Raw genomic sequence first — 18,332 nt, 5'->3', positions numbered from 1 at the left:
CGTTTATGAAAGCTCTTATTGTAGATGATGAGTCTAATGTTAGAAAAATCATCCGTTTTTTGGGACGGTGGGAACAATACGGGATTACCGAAGTGCTGGAAGCCAGAAATGGGCTCGAGGCTAAGGCGTTGATTGAGCAGAAATCTCCAGAGATCATAATGACAGATGTCAAAATGCCCAAAAATAGCGGGATGGAGTTAATCGAGTGGTTGGCTGCTAAAGACTATCCGGGAAAAGTGATTATGATTTCAGGGTTTGACGATTATTGTTTCATGCGTAAAGCGTTTAAGCTGGGATGCTTTGATTATTTGATGAAGCCAATTGAAGAGAAAATGCTGAATGAAACTATAGAAGGGGCGTTGAGAGCCTGGGAACAAGAAGAGGGAGACCGTCGCAATATGGAGTCCGGATTTTATGAAGAGGTAAAAATGTTTCGCTTAAACAGGGAGATTACTGCTGCTTGTAACGGTGAAGCTTTTGATGCAGGCGAAATTGCCTCGGCTCTCCCACAGGCAGACATATACGACTTTACTATGATGTATTTTTACCAATCTCACTATTCGGAGCCATACATTCAGCTTTTGACCGAAGAACTGGCTACACGGGAGTGGGGAAATGCATTTACGCTTCAAAATGATCCTAATGTCTGTGTGATTCTGTCCCTTCATGGACAGTTTTTCCCGATAGAGGAATGGATTACCCAGCATTTTGATATACCTGTTCGTTTGGTTAGCGGCCCTTCCATCCAATCGCTTGCAGAGATATCGTTATCTTTTCAATCTGCACAAAGGTCTATGGCTGAACAAAATTTTAGAGCAATCCATCGTTTGGCGGATTTAGATGATGTTAGGCGTATGAATGATATTGTCGCATTTGTTGATGAGCATTATATGGAAGAGTTAAGTTTGGACAAATTATCCACCCGTTTTTTTCTGAGCCGAGAACATATCTCGCGGAGATTTAAGCAAGAAGTAGGGATGACTCTTACTAACTACGTCATTCATTTACGAATAAATCAAGCGAAACAGTGGTTACTAGAATCGGATGAAAAGATGTACTCGATTGCCTTAAAGCTAGGGTATCAAGATGAGATTTATTTCTCTAAGCTGTTCAAAAAAAATGTCGGTATGACGCCTGCTGAATATCGTAATTCACAGGGAGCAAGAGAAATAGACGCGGAAGTCAGGATAGCCAATACATAAGTTCATTGTTGAATGCATCTGGGGGAATTATGAAAATAAAAAGGGTTCAAATGATTATCGTGGGGTTGATTACGCTAACGCTTTCTTCATGTGGTGCGCATACACGTCCACTGAAGGAAGCGGATTTGAAGGTAGCGGATAAGACAGTCACTTTGGAGGTACTGAATCCTAAAGTGGAAATTTCTATAGAATTCGAGCAGATGGTTAAGGAATATGAAAAGGAAAACCCGAATATTAACGTGGAAATTCTAACCTTTGGCGGAGGAGCTAACTACCTTGATGAGCTAAAGGCGAGGTTTGCGGCCAATGTTGGTCCGGATATTTTTCCAAATGGCGGTTATGAAGAAGCGAGGGCATGGAGTAGATATCTTGAAGATTTATCGGATCAACCCTGGGTGGAACAGGCTTATGACGAGGCGCTAGAACCGATGAAGATGGACGGGAAAATATACGGGATGCCGATCAATTTTGAAGGCTACGGTTTTATTTATAATAAGGATTTATTCGCAAAGGCTGGGGTTACTCCTCTCCCGACAACGTTTACTGAATTAAAAGTGGCGGCGAAAAAGCTGAAGGCTATAGGTGTGACTCCTTTTTCTGTTGGGTATTCCGATCATTGGTTTTTTGTACTTCTGTTGAATATTGCTATTGCACAACAGGAGGAGCCGGATGCTTTTATTCAAGGGTTAAACAACGGAACACAATCTTTTCGAGAGAATAAGGAAGTTAAAGATGTCATTCGGATGCTGGATTTGACCGTACAATATGGTAACGAAAATTTTTTGACAACAGATTATAATTCGGAAGTTGAGTTATTTGCAACAGGGAGAACGGCGATTCTTAAACAAGGGAATTGGGTTCAGTCTAAAATTGATCAAATATCGCCGAATATGAATATCGGTTTTTTACCCATGCCTATTAATGATGGTGCCGAAAACAATGCGTTGCCAGTAGGGATATCTAATAATTGGGCTGTTAATAAAGAATCTTCGCCAGAAAAGAAGAAGGAAGCCAAAAAGTTTTTGAACTGGATGGTTTCCTCAGAAACAGGGAAAAAGTTCATGAAGGATCGCTTTCATTTTATTTCAGCTTTTAAAAATATAGAGACGGACCGTTCGGGAGCGCTTGTAAAAGATCTTATGCGATACGTCGATGAGCAGAAAACATTATCTTGGAATTGGTTCAAATTCCCTCCCAGAGCAAGAGAGGAGTTTGGCTATCTTATGCAAGCTTATGTAGGAGAGCAAATCAATCGGGATCAATTGCTTCAAGAGCTTCAAAAATCGTGGGATAGCCATGTGAAGTAATAAAACCAAATCAATATAACCCTGTAAATGCATCAATTCACGACATACTCATAACGTCTACTCTTCATTAGAATTTAAAAGGGGAACAGCACAAAGGAAGATCGAAACCCAAATTTAAAGTATAAGAGGAGTTAGATGATGAATTTCAAGAAAATGATTAAACAAACAACAATCCTAACCTTTACAGCTGCTTTAATGTTAGGTGGAGCTACTCAAACCTTTGCGAAAGGAAATAACAAGCCGAACAAGCCGGAGTACAATGACTACGGTTTCTCTCATATCACTCGCGCTGACATGTTGAAATTACCCAAACAACAAAATAGTAATCAATTCCAAGTCCCAAAATTTGATGCTTCAACGATTAAGAACATTCCTGCAGCCGTTAAGTTCGATGAGAATGGAAACAAAATTGAAATGGATGTTTGGGATACTTGGCCGCTGCAAAATGCAGATGGAACTGTAGCAAGTTATAAGGGGTATCAAATTGTTTTTGGTCTGGCGGGCGACCCTAATAATGGATCAGACACATTTATTTATTTGTTCTATAAGAAAGAAGGAGACAACTCTATCAGCAGCTGGAAGAATGCCGGCCGGGTGTTTAAGGATAGTGACAAACTTGTACCTGATGATTATGTTTTAAACAATCAAGCCGAAGAATGGTCCGGTTCAGCAACCATGACATCTGATGGCAAAGTTCGCTTGTTCTACACCAATCGTCATCCTTGGGATCCAGATCGCGGATTTTACGGGAAACAAACTTTAACTACAGCTCAAATTAATGTCTCTGCCCCGGATGGGGATACCCTTAAGATTGATGGCGTAGAAGATATGAAATCCATCTATGACGGTAATCAAGGTGAAATTTATCAAAGTCTTGATATCACCGGTTTCAGCAAAGGCGATTACGACGATAATCATACCTTAAGAGATCCTCACTATGTGGAGGATAAAGGCCACAAGTATCTTGTGTTTGAAGCAAATACAGGGACAACTACGGGTTACCAGGGTGAAGAATCTCTCTTTAACAAAGCTTATTATGGTAATAGCAATGCCTTCTTCCAAGCGGAGAAAAAGAAATTACTAAGCAGTGCTGACAAAACATCTGCGGAAACCGCGAATGGTGCGCTCGGTATCATTGAATTAAATAATGATTATACATTCAAAAAAGAAATGAAGCCGCTACTTGCCTCCAATACCGTGACAGATGAAATTGAACGTGCGAACATATTTAAATTGAATGGCAAGTGGTATCTGTTCACAAGCTCAAGAGGTTCTAAAATGTTCATTGATGGCATTGATGATGAAGACATCTACATGCTCGGGTACGTATCTAATTCTTTAAACGGACCGTATAAACCATTAAATGCTACAGGACTTGTCCTTCATCAAGATCTTAATCCTTATGATATTACCTGGACTTATGCTCACTTTGCGATTCCGCAAGTGAAAGGGAATAATGTAGTCATCACAAGTTACATGACGAATAGAGGTTACTTTGGGGATCATCATTCCACTTTTGCTCCAAGCTTTGTGCTGAATATTAAAGGCTCCAAGACTTCAGTTGTACCGAACAGCATTTTGGAACAAGGGCAATTGACACTTAAAGGTAACAAACCGTATTAATTATTTACAAAGTAAATGCCAATGTAGTTGGCGTTTACTTTTCTTTTTATAAGCTAAGATTAGCAATGTTAAAAAAGCGAGGTATATTTTGAATAAGAAAAAAATGATAGGAATCACTATATTAATCCTTTGTTTAATTTGTATTGTGACAATAGTATTAGTAACTTATGGCGCTGGAGAGAAGAATAAGCCGGGGACCGACGTTCCTGATCATAAACCTACCACTCGGGCTAGCTATCATTTCACTGTACCTGAGCATTGGAAAAACGATCCGCAGAAGCCCATTTATTTTGATGGTAAATATCATTACTATTATCTCTATAATGCTGATTACCCGGATGGAAATGGTACAGAATGGAGACATGCCACATCAACGGATTTGGTGAGCTGGACAGATGAAGGCGTTGCGATTCCAAAATATACAACACCCAATGGTGATCCCTGGTCAGGATCTGTTGTTGTTGACGATAGCAATACAGCAGGTTTTGGCGAAGGGGCAATTGTGGCGATTTTAACACAGCCCTCTGCAGAGGCGGGGAAGCAAGAACAATATTTATGGTTCAGTACGGATCGTGGGCTGACGTTTAAATCTTATAGTGATGATCCTATTTTGCCAAATCCGGGCACAGAAGATTTCAGAGACCCGAAGGTAATATGGGATCAACATTCTCATAAATGGGTGATGACACTAGCCGAAGGTACGAAAGTGGGCTTTTACGAGTCTGACAATTTAAAGGATTGGCACTACACAAGCGGCTTCGAAACAGAAAATATCGGAATTGTGGAGTGTCCTGACTTCTATATGATGCGGGCGAATGATGGCACTTATAGATGGGTTCTTGGGGTCAGTGCAAATGGTAAGTCGATAGGTAAACCCAACACGTATGCCTACTGGACTGGAGATTTTAATGGGAATGAATTTATCACGGATTATCATGAACCACAGTGGCTAGATTATGGATTTGATTGGTATGGTGCTGTGACTTTTGAAGAGGGAAAGGACAAGGATCAATACAATCATCGATATGCTTTGGCCTGGATGAATAATTGGGATTACCCTCATGTTACCCCCAATCTTAACGAAGGTTTTAACGGAATGGATTCAATCGTACGTCAAATAAAATTAAAACGAGATGAAGAGCAGTCGTATCAGTTAGTATCACAGCCCATCGAAGCATTAGATCAAATGGTAACTTCAACGGATTCCTTGCAACAAATAAAAGTGAACGGCTCGTCAACACTTGATATCACAGGCGAAAATTACCAGCTCGATGCAGATCTATCTTGGTCAGAGAGTACCAATGTAGGCTTAAGACTTCGTGAATCCGCAGATAAGACGCGCCACGTGGACGTAGGAGTGTTTGTTGAAGGACAATATTCTTATGTTAATAGAGCCTTCACTGGACAACCTGATGAGAGTGACAGATATCTTGAAAGCAAGGCCCCCTTTGATGTGAACAAGAAAAAAGTGCATCTGAAGATCCTTGTGGATAGAACAAGTATTGAAGTTTTTATAGATGATGGTGAAATTGTATTTTCTAATGAAATCTTCCCGGAAATAAATGATCAAGGCATTACCTTGTTTTCTGAAGGTGGCACCGCGATTTTTAATAATGTTGTAATTAAGCATTTTGGCAAAGATTAGAATGATTAGTCAGAATTTTTCTAATTCTTGCGCAATAAGAGGGCACTCCAACCTAATTTGGGTGATGCTATAGATGTTAATGCTTTTGGTGATCTATTTTTGCATTGACATACCAAGCTGTTAACACTATGATATGAATGAAAAAATAATTATTCATTCACGGAGAGACGAAAAGTGGAAGACAAAAAAACAAAGATATACGAATGCGCGAAAGAGCTATTTAGCAATAAAGGCTTTAAAGATACTAATGTTTCTGGCATTACCAAAATGGCTGGAATAGCTGTAGGAAGTTTTTACAACTATTATCCCTCTAAGGAAAAGCTTTTTATGGATATTTTTTTAGAGGAAAACGAAAAGCTCAAAAAAAGCTGTATGCAATCGCTCGATATGAGCCAAAGCCCACTGGCAGTAATACGGCAGATGATGGCGCTTAATTTGGAAGGTATGATAGCCAACCCCATTCTTAAGGAATGGTATAACAAAAGTGTTTTCGCAAAAATCGAACAGTTGTACCGGGAAGAAACCAACATTCAGGTAAACGACTTCTTGTATGATAGCTTCCATGAAATCATTAAGCAGTGGCAAGCCGATGGTAAAATGCGCAGCGATATGGATAGTAAAATGATTATGATGATTTTCGGCGCAATGATTAATGTGGAAACCCACAAGGAAGAAATCGGGCTGGAGTATTTTCCACAACTTTTGGACAATATGCTGGAACTAATTATGAAGGGTTTGACAGACTGCCCCTAATACACTTATGGTGCAGTTTTTTTTCTTGTAAAATGAATGAATAATTAAATATTCATTCGAAATTGAAATCCAAAGGAAGGAGGCAAGCAGGTGAGTAAGAGAAGAGGAAAAAAGCGAAAATTCAATAAATGCATTATTATTCTCAGCATTCTATGCGTAATTACAGTCATAGGTTGGATAGGTGGTATTCTCTTGACTGCTCCGGGAAGGCATGAGGTTCAGCAGCTTACTATCAACGTCATAGATATACAGAATCTGCGGGAGGGTACCTATGTGGGGGAATACATTGGCATCAAAGATCATTCCAGAGATACCAAGGTGAGGGCAATAATATCTGCTGAACGGCTGACAGATATCAAAATACTCAAAGGTGCCTTGGACAAAACAGGGAACCCTGCTGAACTGAAGGATGGTCTAGGCATTGGTGATTTGTTTAGTAATGTGATTGAATCGCAGTCTCTTCAGGTGGACGTTATCAGCGGGGCAACGCTTACCTCTAAAACACATCTTAAGGCACTCGAAAATGCCCTACAGCAGGCGGAGACGAAATAATTCATTTTAAGGAGAATTTATATGAACATTGCAGTCATTTCGTATTCATTCACAGGTAATAATGAAGCATTAGCAAGGAGTGTGGCGAATGCGTTGTCGGCTGAACATATCCGAATCTCGGAAGCCAAACCCCGAACACTCGGTAGGATTACCTTCGATATGATTTTTGACAGGATACCGTTGGTTCAACCGAAGCCTGAGCAAATAGGAAAATATGATATTATCCTATTTTTTGGACCGGTTTGGATGGGGAAAGTGGCCACACCGCTCCGTGCCTATTTAAAGGATTTGAAGAAAAATCCGCAAAAGTATGGTTACCTTTCAATCAGTGGCGGAGCTGACGGTCCAAATCCGAAGGTGCCAGGGGAGCTCAGAAAAAGAACTGGAGCAGATCCTGTTGTATTCATCGAGCAGCATATCGCAGATCTGATATCGGCAGATCACAAACCTGCACGTAAAGATACCTCAGCTTATAAGTTAAATGAGGGGGATATTAATCAATTAACTGGTAAAATAGTGAAGAAAGTAAGGGATATGATCTAGCTATTGAGCTCCAGCGAGACGAACAGAGAAACGGCAAAGCTGCCGTTTTTTTGTTTTCTCTGCAATCTGGTAGAAATTGTTCTATTATAAAGTGTTCGTTCAATTCGCTAGATGGTATGATAGGTATGGGAGGGAATTATAAAATGAACAATGAGACGACTAATGAAAATGAAATAACAAATGAGAATGAGGAAGTAAATGATAATACAGAAATGTCTGAAGAGGATATGGCACAGCTGCTAAAGGCTGTTCACCATAACGGCCTTGTAGCATTGAGAGTACACTTTAAAGATGTTGAAGGACAAGTATTGAACATGGAAGCCTACGGTCCTGTTTTTGTTTTTCACGTGAAAACTGAATTAGATCAGGTGTATTCCTGCGGATTTTTTCTGCGCGAGTTAATTGCAAGATTCCAGTCGGGTAAGGATCCGGCAGCATGGATGGCCTCATTCTTCGTTGAGCTGATGAAAATTGAGGGAGGCAAAACACTTCCAAAACCACCAGCAAGTGAAGAAGAAGCAAAAGGGATCATTGACAATGTGTTAGTTCCGCTTTGTATTGAGGAAATTACCCAAGAATTTGCTCCAGAAAAAGTGCATGTCGGGCTAGCTTGGAACGAGAAATTGGGACCAGTCTTCGAGGCTGGATTTCCAGCGATCACCGATGGGAATAACGTATGTGCATTCCCGCTTCATCTGTTGCTGACCCATTTGCAATTGAACCGGGATCCATCTGAGCTGCTTGTTCAGGGTATGTATAACATCCGCAGAGAACATGGATTGGAGTAAAACAGGCTCTGAGCCCTGACCATCCATAACCCAAAGAAACGGCAGAAATGCCGTTTCTTTTTCTTTTGACATTCAAAGAGTAGATCCTTGCTCAATGAATTCATTCATATCTACTATAGGCTGATAACCTGCTGCTTGAAGGTTTCGTTCACATCATCTTCGGATTGTATAGCGCTTATCTTTGCTTTTTAGCTCCATTTACCGAACTCAAGGACCGTATAGCCCTTATTGTCTGTTTATCGCCGATAAAAGTAGGAGAATTAGCCAAAGAGTTGCATCTCAGTCCGTTAACAGAAGAATTCTCTTGAAATTGAACCAATAACGTCTCCTCGGTCCGATAGGCCTTGGTGTTGCTGGATTATATAAAGAAACTGTAAATACTTTTCAGATATTTTAGGATAAAATTTCATTTACTGAATACGTTTGCGGACCAAGCTATATGTACAGCACCACTATACTTTTTCAGAAAAATAACAGAAGGTGTGGTAACAAGATGAAATATCTAGTTTCAATACTACTAATTGCTGCAGTGCTAGCATCTGGTTGTTCCAATTCCACTCCAATCCCTCATCCAACTTCTAATCAGGAAACTTCTCCTTCTCCTTCTCCTAATCCTAATCCAAATACAAATTTGAATTCTGATACTGATTCTTCAGATAACCGCAGAGAAGATACTGTGTTCCTCAACAAAAATATAGGTTGGAAAGCGGTCTATCATTTTCAAGGAATGTCACGTGAAGATATGGAGCTTTATGCAACTAGTGATGGGGGAGAGACTTGGAAGGAGATGGGGGATAGCTTACAAGCACGAAGTACTCTTCCTAGCGGGGTGAAATCGGGACTTACTTTTGTTAATGAAAAAGAAGGCTGGATTACAACGAATGCTCCATGGGAGGGAAAGGTTGGTTTATATAAAACAATGGACGGTGGAGTTACCTGGAGTGAACAGACAGTCACAGTGCCGGATGAGTTAGTAAACTCGCAAATCTATGCTTATCCTCCCCTCTTTCTTACGAAGGATCAAGGAATCTTAATTACTCGGCCCGCTGAAAATGAACATACATTGTTATATATAACGATAGACGGGGGACAACATTGGAAATCATTCCTTGACGATCAAAAGGACCAGTATGTTGGTATCGCATGGACGCTCTCAGAGAGTATGGCGACGGTAAAATACGCAGAGAAAACCTGGACATTAAGCATGCAGAACTATGGAAAATGGTCCCTTTAATCGAAATGTTGGCATATTGCGTTTAGAAAAGACGTACACATCAAATGAAGCGAGGCGTTAACCTGACTCTGGCTGTTATAGCTGTTTATGGGATAACGTTTTGTTTTATCCATTATTCGAAACCGGTTTCAAATGTGCGAGCGCGCCGCGCAATGAAATCAGTAGGAGGAAAAGACGATGTTACGAAAAGGAAAAATGTTAAGTCTATTTCTGCTGTTCACCCTATTAATTGCTTGGGTACCTACAGGGAGTTCAAGCGCGGCATCAAGCTGGAATCTGGCATGGAGTGATGAATTTGATGGGAATTCTCTGAACACTAATAATTGGTCGGCGGAAATAGGTACGGGTAGCGGAGGTTGGGGAAACAATGAGCTTCAGTATTATACCAGTCGTCCGCAGAACCTGCAGGTAACGGGTGGGAATTTAGTGATTACTGCACAAAAGGAGTCGTATGGGGGGATGAATTATACCTCTGCACGGATCAAAACACAGGGACTCAAAAGCTTCACCTACGGAAAAATCGAAGCTAGAATCAAATTACCTTCAGGACAGGGACTCTGGCCAGCATTTTGGATGCTTGGGGCGAATATTGATTCAGTGGGTTGGCCGAAATCTGGGGAAACGGACATTATGGAGCGTGTGAACAATAATGCTTTTGTTAACGGGACGGTACATTGGGATGCCAATGGGCATGCCGAGTACGGTCAGGTATCTAGTAACCTCGATTTCTCACAGTACCATGTGTACAGCGTGGAATGGGATGCGAATTATATAAGATGGTTTGTAGACGGCAACCCGTTTAATGCTTTTTATATTGAGAACGGAACCGGAAATACGGAGGAGTTCCAGAAACCTTTCTTCATCCTGCTAAACCTTGCCGTGGGTGGAAATTGGCCGGGAAGTCCAAATGCTTCAACTGCTTTCCCAGCTCAAATGCTGGTTGATTACGTACGTGTGTATCAGGCTGCGCCTACCTCAAGCATTGTTAGTGGTGGAATTTACACTTTAGCTGACAAGGCTAGTGGTAAGGTTCTGGACGTAGTGGATGTATCCACAGCAAGCGGGGCGAAAATGCAGCAATGGACCAATTACACTGCCAATAATCAGAAATTTAAAGTGGAGAGTACAGGCGACGGTTATTACAAGCTTACGGCAGTGCATAGTGGAAAAGTGTTGGATGTGCCGAACTCATCGACCGCGAGCGGTGTACAGCTGCAGCAGTGGGATGACAATGGTACCAACGCTCAGCGATGGAGCATTATTGATGTTGGAGGGGGCTATTATAAGCTTATTTCAAAAGTGAGCGGATTAGCCATGGATGTATCCGGAGCATCAACAGCCGATGGCGCAGCTGTCCAGCAGTGGACGGATAACGGGAGTGATGCTCAGAAATGGTTTTTTACGAAAGTGAACTAAAGAAATGCCGCCCCATATCAAATGGGGCTTTTTCTAATCGGTCTAATTTGTTTTAAATCGGATAAAAGAATAGGGGTTAAGTTCAACTGAACAATTTTTATTTTCTGCTTGTTTCTTTTTCGGGTGAGGTGTGGTTTTAAAGGGCTGCTTTTCCGTTTTCTTCGTCTGATTTTGGCTCTGGTGATTCTCCAAGGGGTTAGCTTTAGGAATTGCTGATATAGGGATGAACCCGCGGAATCTTTATTCCAGCATTTATCATCTCCGGCAAAATGGATGATTTTGTTAGTGAAATCATGGTCCGGAATGTTTGTGTTGAACGAATTAAAACGGATATCTAGGGGGAGGTAATTCCCACCAAAAACCGCATTCAGAACATCCTGATCTGGCATGGTGACATCAGGAAAGGTACGTAGGAAGGTTAGCATTTCTTCGTACCAGTTGGTATTCTGGCGGATATTATGCAAAGAAAATAAAATCACTCCGGAATTAAAATAAAGCTCAGGATTTAATCCCTTAGCGCTCACAATATGAGCAACCTCTCTAATCCCCTGGTCCCAAATTGCGGCCAAATACTTGTCATTCAATTCAACCTGCCATAATTCAGTAATGTCCATATTCACTAATACATCGCAGTCCAGATAGATGATTTTGTCCACGGGTATTAGTGCAGGAAGAAGCAATCGATACATGCATGCCTGCGTCCATACATTAATGGAGTTAACATTGGCTAGCACCTGAGTTAGATCATCAGGCATAGTGATTGAATAAAAGCTAAGGGTATGATTATGTTTTGTAGTTAATGCGCTAAGCCTGCGCTTATTAGTTTCACTTAAAGAAACATCATGTAAAATATGAATATGAATTGGGGAACTCGTATGATGAAAAATTGACGCTAGAACGACTCCGGCATGTTCAGCATATTTCCCATCCTTATCTTGAAAAGCCAAGGCGATATCGATCATTTGATTTATCCTCTCTTCACGTTTGTGTACGAATGTACCACAGTATACGTTCGCCTTGATCAGAGGACAGAGACATTAAACCCAGAATATTCACCCAATTTGATGTGAGCACCAAAAAAACCAAGTGCTGAATCTCAGCAACTTGGTCGGCTAAGGACTTCAATCTTTATTTTCGCAGCTTAATTCGATCTACGTGATGATTGTTGTCCTTATGCATTATAAGATCCGCACGATTTCGGGTGGGCAGAATATTTTGCTGCAAATTAACGTAGTTTATTTCTTTCCAGATCCGCTTTGAGATTTCAATAGATTCCTCTAGAGACAGCTGTGCATATTTTTTGAAATAAGATTGTTCATCTTGGAAGGCAGTATCTCTGAGCTTAATAAACCGATCAATGTACCATGTCTCGATATCGTTTACATCAGCATCCACATAAATAGAAAAATCAAAAAAATCAGATACAAAATAGTTAGGCATATTATGATTATTTGTAATCGCAGTCTGAAGAACATTTAAGCCCTCAACAATTAGAATATCCGGATTCTCAATCGTAATATATTCATCTGGCACAATATCATAAGTTAAGTGAGAGTATACAGGGCTTTGGACCCGCGGCACCCCAGACTTCACATCCGTTAAAAAAGAAATTAAACTACGCGTGTCGTAGCTTTCAGGAAAGCCCTTTTTCGTCATTATACCGCGCTTTTCCAGCTCTGCGTTGGGATGTAGAAACCCATCAGTCGTAACTAAATCCACCTTTGGATGGGAAGGTAATTGTGAGAGAAGTTTTTGTAGGAGTCTGGCCGTAGTGCTTTTGCCAACAGCGACACTTCCCGCGATGCCTATGATAAATGGACCTTTTTTTACATCATTGTTCAGAAAGTGATTTATAGATTCATTAAATTTATGAGCAGATAGAAGTTGCAGATTTAGCAGATTGGACAGAGGAAGATAGACCTCGTTAACATCCTCGCTGGAGATTTTTTCATTAATACTTTGGACTTCCATAAGTTCTTCTTCTGATAATTGGATAGCGGTGAAATCGCTTAGTTTTTTCCAATCCTCACGTAAATAAAGTGTATATGCTGAATTATTCACCATTAAATTTTCCACATCCCTGAAGTTTTTAGAGATTTCTTATGCACTTAGGTATTATAACCGTTCATACAGCTTCATTCCATTCATTGTAATCGACATTATTATGGACATTAAGGAGATTGCATTTCAGTAAATGGGAAAATCAATTAAAATATAGAATATTAGGAAGAATGGGGTGGAGCAATGGGAGTTTTTCGAAAAGTTGAATTATTGAAGGATTACACACGCACGGAAACGTTCCAAGAAGAGTCAGAGGGAAGGAAAATAGTTATAAGTATTTATTATCCGGATACAGAGGGTGTATTAAATAAAAACGCATCTGCAATGAAGTATATGGAGCTTTTCGGGCCCTGTGAACAACAGGCGAGAGAGCTTCTACAAGATATTGGCATGAATATGGAAATCATAAATACATTATCAACCTCAATCAGCGATCGAACCTTTCAAAGCAAATCCAAACGCTCCTATCCAGTCATCATCTATTCACCTGCATTAGGTTTAGATAGAGATATGTATATTTATAATATAGAAGCGTTGGCCAAGCAAGGTTTCATAGTGGTAACGGTCAGTGCTGCGTACGAAGCTATGTTTACTGTTTGCCCTAGTGGAGAATTTATTAATCAATCCGAAGCCATGAGGCAAATAAAAGCTGCGGATTATACCGATTTACATTACTTAATCTCCATTCGAAAAAAAGATATTCAATACGTTCTGGATCACCTGTCCACGCTTAATTCTATGGATAAAGATGTGAAGGGCTTATTTGATATGAATAAGATTGGTATTATCGGCCATTCCATCGGTGGTGCTACTGCATTAGATTTAACTATGGAAGACGATAGAATTAAAGCTGCTATTTTATTAGATGCAAGCATGCACTTATATATTGAGAATGAAGAGAAGAACAATACTGTGCCGCTTCTTGTATTAAGGCAAAAGGCCTCGACCTTAGAATCCTTAAGTAATATATTACAGGAGAAACTGGCAAATGATTTCATCAAAGGACAAGAGGCGCTTTTTCAGAATTGGAACGGATATAAATCTTTTCTAAAAATACGAAATGCTACACATATGTCATTTAGCGATCTGCCTCTTTATGAGGAAGGAGAGACTTTAAAACAAAGAACCTGTGAAATTCATACTTGCTTAAATGAGCTTATAAGTAAGTTCCTTTTGGAACATCTTTTAGATCAGGGGCAAGGTTATTCGGCATTAATTAGTAGTGTTCATAAAGATTTTTGTGAGATCCATGGTAGTGGAGAAGAAATTCTGTAAATTAGCAATAAACTCTCCTTTGTTTATACCGATAAACATATATAAGGGAGGGAATTATGAATGCATTCTGCTCAGTCTAATGAGAAAATATGTAATCATATTGAAAAATACATAGGTGTTATTGATAATGTTTTTAAAGAAATTATTTCAGGTGTTCTGTCGATAGATATTCTAATTCTTGATCCGACGCCTGAGCGGAACTTCTATACTTTAATTACTTCTGGAATGAGCGAATTACCGATGACGGTGCCAGAAGGTGCAGAAGAATATCAATATGCTGAAATAATGATTTGTCTCCCTCCTACCTGGAAGCTGTCGGATGAGGCGTTTAAGGATGAACGGAATTATTGGCCGATTCGGGCCCTGAAAACAATGGCTAGGTTTCCGCATGAATATAATACATGGCTTTATATGGGGCATACGCTTGTGAACGGTAATCCCGCCCAGCCTTATAGTGAGGATACAGGATTTCAAGGGATGTTCGTTTGGGTTCCAGATGTAAAAGATAAAGCCGGTTTCTTTAATTTAGAAATGACCCGTGAGAAAGTGGTGCACTTTTATACGTTAATTCCGCTCTATGGGGAGGAGTTAGATTATAAAATCAAGCATAGCGAGGAAGAGTTACTACACAAGTTAAATAAGATTGGGGTTACGGATGTTTTGGATCCTTCCCGTAAAAATAGTTGTAAGAAGTTATGGGGACTCTTTTAAATACAAGAAAAAACGGCTGAGAGCCGTTTTTTTTATTTTTTGATTCCAAAAGCAATCCAGCGACCATCTACATCTTCGATCACAAATTCTTTGTTATTATAATCGGTGTTTGATAAAGAACGAACAATATGAACACCGGCGGCTTCGAACTCCTTCTCCAACTCTTCTTGCTGCTTCGTAATGAAATAGGCATCGTATCCATAACCGTACAACTCTCGATTGGGAATGACCTTTTGTCCATGGGATTGCGTAAGGATAATCTCTGTATCGTCGCGATACAAACAAAGATGTGGTTCTTGTGTATCTAAATAGGGCACAGCTTTAAAACCTAAGTACTGGCTATAGAAGGCAGCAGTTTGCTCAATATTCAAGGTAGGGAAAATACTATGCGATTGTAAGAGCTTTTTGTCCACGAGTGAGGTCATCCTTTCAAAGAAAAATAGATATCCATATATTACCTCAAGGTAGAAGTTTCAACAATACATGGAGTTTCCATTAAGCAGAAGATTATTCACGGTTGACACCATCGCTGTTATATAATAATATACATGCATGAGCATGCATTTATAAATATTATATATAAGATGAACTTAGAAACTCATGTTCACTGGAAGCATTGATCATACTATACTTAGTTTTTTATAAAGAGGAGAGATATCATGAAGGACTTGTTCACCCCGTATGAATTGAAGGATTTGAAACTGAAGAACCGCGTGGTTATGCCTCCAATGTGTCAGTATTCAGTGTCTAACAAAGACGGAATTGCTACGGATTGGCATTATAATCATTACGTAAGTCGCGCCGTTGGCGGAACCGGATTAATTATTATTGAAATGACGGACGTGGAGCCTGATGGACGGATTACTGATTTTGATCTTGGCATTTGGTCTGATGAGCAAATTCCTGCACTGGCCAGAATCGTTGAAGCTTGTCATTCTTATGGCGCTAAAGTAGGTATTCAAATTGCACACGCCGGACGTAAAGCAGAAGATGCAGCAGTTCCTGTATCCTCATCTAACGTTCCTTTTGACGCTGACTCCAAAACACCACGTGCATTAACAACTGAAGAAGTGAAAGCTATGGTTGAGAAATTCCGGTTGGGCGTGAAGCGGGCGATACAAGCGGGATTTGATGTTATCGAGCTTCATGGAGCGCATGGTTACCTTATTCATCAGTTCCATTCCCCTCTAACCAATCAAAGAACAGATGAATACGGCAAGGATTTAACACTATTTGGTACAGAAGTCATTCGCGCAGCAAAAAGTGAAATGCCGGAAGGAATGCCATTGATTATGCGTATCTCCGCCCAAGAATATGTTGAGGGCGGGTACGGTATCAAAGAAAGCTTGGAATTTAGTAAAGCTTACAAAGAAGCAGGCGCAGATATTTTCCATATCAGTGCAGGTGGTGAAGGTCCTATCGCAGCTGCCGGGAAACCAGGGACGCATGCAGCTTATCAGGTTCCTTTGGCCAGAGAAATCAAGTATGGCTTGAATGTTCCGGTTATTGCGGTTGGCAGATTGGATGAGCCTGTACTTGCTAATGCCGTGATTGGGAATGAGGAAGCTGATCTTGTTGCCGTGGGCCGGGGCATGCTGAGAAATCCATACTGGACGCTGGAAGCTGGGGTTGAACTTCAGAAAGATGCCGGCATTCCTAGACAGTATACTTTCGGGTTTCCAAGAATTAATGGGTAAAGACTAATATAAATGGTATGAAGTCTGAAGTCCAAACAAAATAATTGTAAAGTGTGGAGGGGCCGGCTTCTTGGAGAAACGGTCTCTCCTCTTTTTTAAAATAAAATAAAGTATAAGTATCGAACCTATACTTTATGTATGGTTGTGGATTGTAGTACTATTATATAGAAGGAAAAAATCATGAAAAGCCATACACCCGGGAGATGAATAATAAAATGGACGACATTCTTAACAATGACCTTATAACGAGTTGGTTGACGTTAACGCATATACAAATGAATGTGACGAATGAATTGGAAGCTAATCTACAAGCCAAACATGGCTTATCCTTAAAAGAATTTTATTTGCTGTTATTTTTATCGGAAGCGCCGGAGAAGAAACTGAAATTGCAGAAACTCGAAGCTATGGTGGGTTTAAGCCAGAGTGCAGTTTCCCGACTGGTTAGTCGGTTTGAGGCCAAAGGCTGTGGCGCTTTAGAAAGAAAAGCGTGTGATGCTGATCGCAGAAGTATCTATACTGCCTTGACTGCCATTGGCGAAGACAAGCTCCTTCGTGCACAAGATACCTTTCAAGAGACCCTGCTTGCAGCTTTTCCAGAAAAAGATGTGAAAGAGCTTTTGGATCAAATGCTTCGCATGAAGCAACAGTCATGAATTCACAATAAAACCTCTGTTTTGGTAAATGGACCGAATCTCCATTTCCCATACAGAGGTTTTTTAGTGTAAGGCGCTATTTACATCATACCTGTTCATCCCACTGTTGCTGGGAAAGCCGGTAATAATTATAGTCTTCATGTTCAATTGTAATCTCGTCAAGAAGCTCGAAACCACATTTTTGAATGACTCTATTAGACGGGATATTGTGTTTCAGAGCAATGGCGTTTAATACATCGGTAGAGCTATTATCAAACAAATACTTAATTAATCCCTTGGCAGCTTGAGTAGTGTAGCCTTTACCGCGATGATCCTTGGATATGGCATACATAATCTCTCTGTTAGGAACGGGCAATTCCTCCTTAATTCCTGTACAACACCAACCAATAAACTCACCGGACACTTTTAAAATAATGCCTAAACGAAGACGAAGCTCTCCGATATCTCCGCCCACTGAGATCACTTGAAGAAATTGCTGGTTCTCTTTTATTTCATAGTTTATTAACCAGTCCAACCGTTGTTCTTTAGGAACATTCCACTCTGGCAAGAATTCAATAATTTCAGGCTGTAGAGTAAGCGCATGAAACTCCTCTAAATCCTCCACACTATATTCCCGCAGAAAAATATCTTTACAATCAATCGTAAATAAATCACTAGAATTGGCCTTTTCATTCACAGCTTCGCTCAACTTTCACCACTCCTTTATTAACTAACAGATATTTTACCATGGAATAAATGATTGATTTGGTAATATTTGATTATAAAATTTGTTTTCTTTTATTTCACATAAATATTAATTGGTTAATATATTAATTGACTATAAAATATGTTATTATGTTTCGTATAAACGGCAATGAACTAGTATTGTTTGG

The 18,332-nt window shown here is 40.1% G+C and carries 18 protein-coding genes; 14 read left to right on the top strand and 4 right to left on the bottom strand.

Going from position 1 to position 18,332, the window contains the following annotated elements; all coding sequences use genetic code 11:
- Nucleotides 1-5 precede the first annotated feature (5 nt).
- The 10 genes from NST45_RS17575 to NST45_RS17530 all read left to right on the top strand — a co-directional run bounded on the left by NST45_RS17575 (nt 6) and on the right by NST45_RS17530 (nt 11,063).
- Nucleotides 6-1,202: a helix-turn-helix domain-containing protein gene (locus tag NST45_RS17575; protein WP_076296044.1), complete on the top strand. Its 1,197-nt coding sequence runs from the start codon at nt 6-8 to the stop codon at nt 1,200-1,202.
- Nucleotides 1,203-1,231: 29 nt separating this feature from the next.
- The gene (locus NST45_RS17570; protein WP_339211727.1) at nt 1,232-2,509 is read left to right on the top strand and encodes an ABC transporter substrate-binding protein; all 1,278 of its coding nucleotides are present in this window, start codon (nt 1,232-1,234) and stop codon (nt 2,507-2,509) included.
- Nucleotides 2,510-2,647: 138 nt separating this feature from the next.
- Nucleotides 2,648-4,132, top strand: a complete 1,485-nt coding sequence (locus NST45_RS17565; protein WP_339826194.1) for a glycoside hydrolase family 68 protein — start codon at nt 2,648-2,650, stop codon at nt 4,130-4,132.
- A 103-nt stretch (nt 4,133-4,235) separates the two neighbouring features.
- The gene (locus NST45_RS17560) at nt 4,236-5,777 is read left to right on the top strand and encodes a glycoside hydrolase family 32 protein (protein ID WP_036679416.1); all 1,542 of its coding nucleotides are present in this window, start codon (nt 4,236-4,238) and stop codon (nt 5,775-5,777) included.
- A gap of 174 nt (nt 5,778-5,951) precedes the next feature.
- The gene (locus NST45_RS17555) at nt 5,952-6,530 is read left to right on the top strand and encodes a TetR/AcrR family transcriptional regulator (protein WP_339823343.1); all 579 of its coding nucleotides are present in this window, start codon (nt 5,952-5,954) and stop codon (nt 6,528-6,530) included.
- A 90-nt stretch (nt 6,531-6,620) separates the two neighbouring features.
- Nucleotides 6,621-7,082 carry an FMN-binding protein gene (locus NST45_RS17550; protein ID WP_339823340.1) on the top strand — a complete coding sequence of 154 codons (462 nt, stop codon included), beginning with the start codon at nt 6,621-6,623 and terminating at the stop codon, nt 7,080-7,082.
- 21 nt (nt 7,083-7,103) lie between these two features.
- Nucleotides 7,104-7,625 (top strand): hypothetical protein, encoded by a 522-nt coding sequence (locus tag NST45_RS17545; protein ID WP_051491057.1) that lies wholly within the window; start codon nt 7,104-7,106, stop codon nt 7,623-7,625.
- A gap of 143 nt (nt 7,626-7,768) precedes the next feature.
- Nucleotides 7,769-8,413 carry a hypothetical protein gene (locus NST45_RS17540; RefSeq protein WP_036679224.1) on the top strand — a complete coding sequence of 215 codons (645 nt, stop codon included), beginning with the start codon at nt 7,769-7,771 and terminating at the stop codon, nt 8,411-8,413.
- A 493-nt stretch (nt 8,414-8,906) separates the two neighbouring features.
- Complete coding sequence (locus NST45_RS17535) at nt 8,907-9,647, top strand: hypothetical protein (protein WP_339823337.1); 741 nt, start codon at nt 8,907-8,909, stop codon at nt 9,645-9,647.
- 177 nt (nt 9,648-9,824) lie between these two features.
- Nucleotides 9,825-11,063, top strand: coding sequence for an RICIN domain-containing protein (locus tag NST45_RS17530; RefSeq protein WP_076296046.1), 1,239 nt, complete (start codon nt 9,825-9,827; stop codon nt 11,061-11,063).
- A gap of 17 nt (nt 11,064-11,080) precedes the next feature.
- Here NST45_RS17530 and NST45_RS17525 read toward each other — a convergent pair whose 3' ends face one another.
- Together NST45_RS17525 and coaA are read right to left on the bottom strand one after the other, a co-directional pair.
- On the bottom strand, nt 11,081-12,025 hold the full coding sequence (locus tag NST45_RS17525) for a glycosyltransferase family 8 protein (RefSeq protein WP_076317059.1): 945 nt from the start codon (nt 12,023-12,025) through the stop codon (nt 11,081-11,083).
- A gap of 166 nt (nt 12,026-12,191) precedes the next feature.
- A complete protein-coding gene (gene coaA / locus NST45_RS17520; RefSeq protein WP_036679230.1) occupies nt 12,192-13,127 on the bottom strand; it encodes a type I pantothenate kinase in 936 nt (311 codons plus the stop codon).
- 180 nt (nt 13,128-13,307) lie between these two features.
- Here coaA and NST45_RS17515 point away from each other — a divergent pair, with 180 nt between their 5' ends.
- Complete coding sequence (locus NST45_RS17515) at nt 13,308-14,399, top strand: alpha/beta hydrolase (RefSeq protein WP_076317058.1); 1,092 nt, start codon at nt 13,308-13,310, stop codon at nt 14,397-14,399.
- Nucleotides 14,400-14,459: 60 nt separating this feature from the next.
- Nucleotides 14,460-15,110: a suppressor of fused domain protein gene (locus NST45_RS17510; RefSeq protein WP_038569717.1), complete on the top strand. Its 651-nt coding sequence runs from the start codon at nt 14,460-14,462 to the stop codon at nt 15,108-15,110.
- 32 nt (nt 15,111-15,142) lie between these two features.
- Here NST45_RS17510 and NST45_RS17505 read toward each other — a convergent pair whose 3' ends face one another.
- The gene (locus NST45_RS17505; protein WP_076098496.1) at nt 15,143-15,523 is read right to left on the bottom strand and encodes a VOC family protein; all 381 of its coding nucleotides are present in this window, start codon (nt 15,521-15,523) and stop codon (nt 15,143-15,145) included.
- Nucleotides 15,524-15,769: 246 nt separating this feature from the next.
- Between NST45_RS17505 and NST45_RS17500 the strand changes: the two genes are divergently transcribed.
- Complete coding sequence (locus tag NST45_RS17500; protein ID WP_036679236.1) at nt 15,770-16,807, top strand: NADH:flavin oxidoreductase/NADH oxidase; 1,038 nt, start codon at nt 15,770-15,772, stop codon at nt 16,805-16,807.
- A 215-nt stretch (nt 16,808-17,022) separates the two neighbouring features.
- Nucleotides 17,023-17,460 (top strand): helix-turn-helix domain-containing protein, encoded by a 438-nt coding sequence (locus NST45_RS17495; protein ID WP_051491059.1) that lies wholly within the window; start codon nt 17,023-17,025, stop codon nt 17,458-17,460.
- 85 nt (nt 17,461-17,545) lie between these two features.
- Here NST45_RS17495 and NST45_RS17490 read toward each other — a convergent pair whose 3' ends face one another.
- A complete protein-coding gene (locus tag NST45_RS17490) occupies nt 17,546-18,148 on the bottom strand; it encodes a GNAT family N-acetyltransferase (protein WP_235219423.1) in 603 nt (200 codons plus the stop codon).
- Nucleotides 18,149-18,332: the final 184 nt, after the last annotated feature.

It is taken from the genome of Paenibacillus sp. FSL R7-0163 (assembly GCF_037969975.1).
Lineage (GTDB): Bacteria > Bacillota > Bacilli > Paenibacillales > Paenibacillaceae > Paenibacillus_AQ > Paenibacillus_AQ odorifer.
This window is presented reverse-complemented; position numbering and strand designations above follow the sequence as displayed.

Excerpts from the sequence above, each read along its gene's own strand:
- NST45_RS17530 (WP_076296046.1), top strand. The coding sequence starts at position 9,825 with ATGTTACGAAAAGGAAAAATGTTAAGTCTATTTCTGCTGTTCACCCTA.
- NST45_RS17495 (WP_051491059.1), top strand. The coding sequence starts at position 17,023 with ATGGACGACATTCTTAACAATGACCTTATAACGAGTTGGTTGACGTTA.
- coaA (WP_036679230.1), bottom strand. The coding sequence starts at position 13,127 with ATGGTGAATAATTCAGCATATACACTTTATTTACGTGAGGATTGGAAA.
- NST45_RS17500 (WP_036679236.1), top strand. The coding sequence starts at position 15,770 with ATGAAGGACTTGTTCACCCCGTATGAATTGAAGGATTTGAAACTGAAG.
- NST45_RS17525 (WP_076317059.1), bottom strand. The coding sequence starts at position 12,025 with ATGATCGATATCGCCTTGGCTTTTCAAGATAAGGATGGGAAATATGCT.
- NST45_RS17560 (WP_036679416.1), top strand. The coding sequence starts at position 4,236 with ATGATAGGAATCACTATATTAATCCTTTGTTTAATTTGTATTGTGACA.
- NST45_RS17565 (WP_339826194.1), top strand. The coding sequence starts at position 2,648 with ATGAATTTCAAGAAAATGATTAAACAAACAACAATCCTAACCTTTACA.
- NST45_RS17570 (WP_339211727.1), top strand. The coding sequence starts at position 1,232 with ATGAAAATAAAAAGGGTTCAAATGATTATCGTGGGGTTGATTACGCTA.
- NST45_RS17540 (WP_036679224.1), top strand. The coding sequence starts at position 7,769 with ATGAACAATGAGACGACTAATGAAAATGAAATAACAAATGAGAATGAG.
- NST45_RS17515 (WP_076317058.1), top strand. The coding sequence starts at position 13,308 with ATGGGAGTTTTTCGAAAAGTTGAATTATTGAAGGATTACACACGCACG.
- NST45_RS17535 (WP_339823337.1), top strand. The coding sequence starts at position 8,907 with ATGAAATATCTAGTTTCAATACTACTAATTGCTGCAGTGCTAGCATCT.
- NST45_RS17510 (WP_038569717.1), top strand. The coding sequence starts at position 14,460 with ATGCATTCTGCTCAGTCTAATGAGAAAATATGTAATCATATTGAAAAA.
- NST45_RS17575 (WP_076296044.1), top strand. The coding sequence starts at position 6 with ATGAAAGCTCTTATTGTAGATGATGAGTCTAATGTTAGAAAAATCATC.
- NST45_RS17545 (WP_051491057.1), top strand. The coding sequence starts at position 7,104 with ATGAACATTGCAGTCATTTCGTATTCATTCACAGGTAATAATGAAGCA.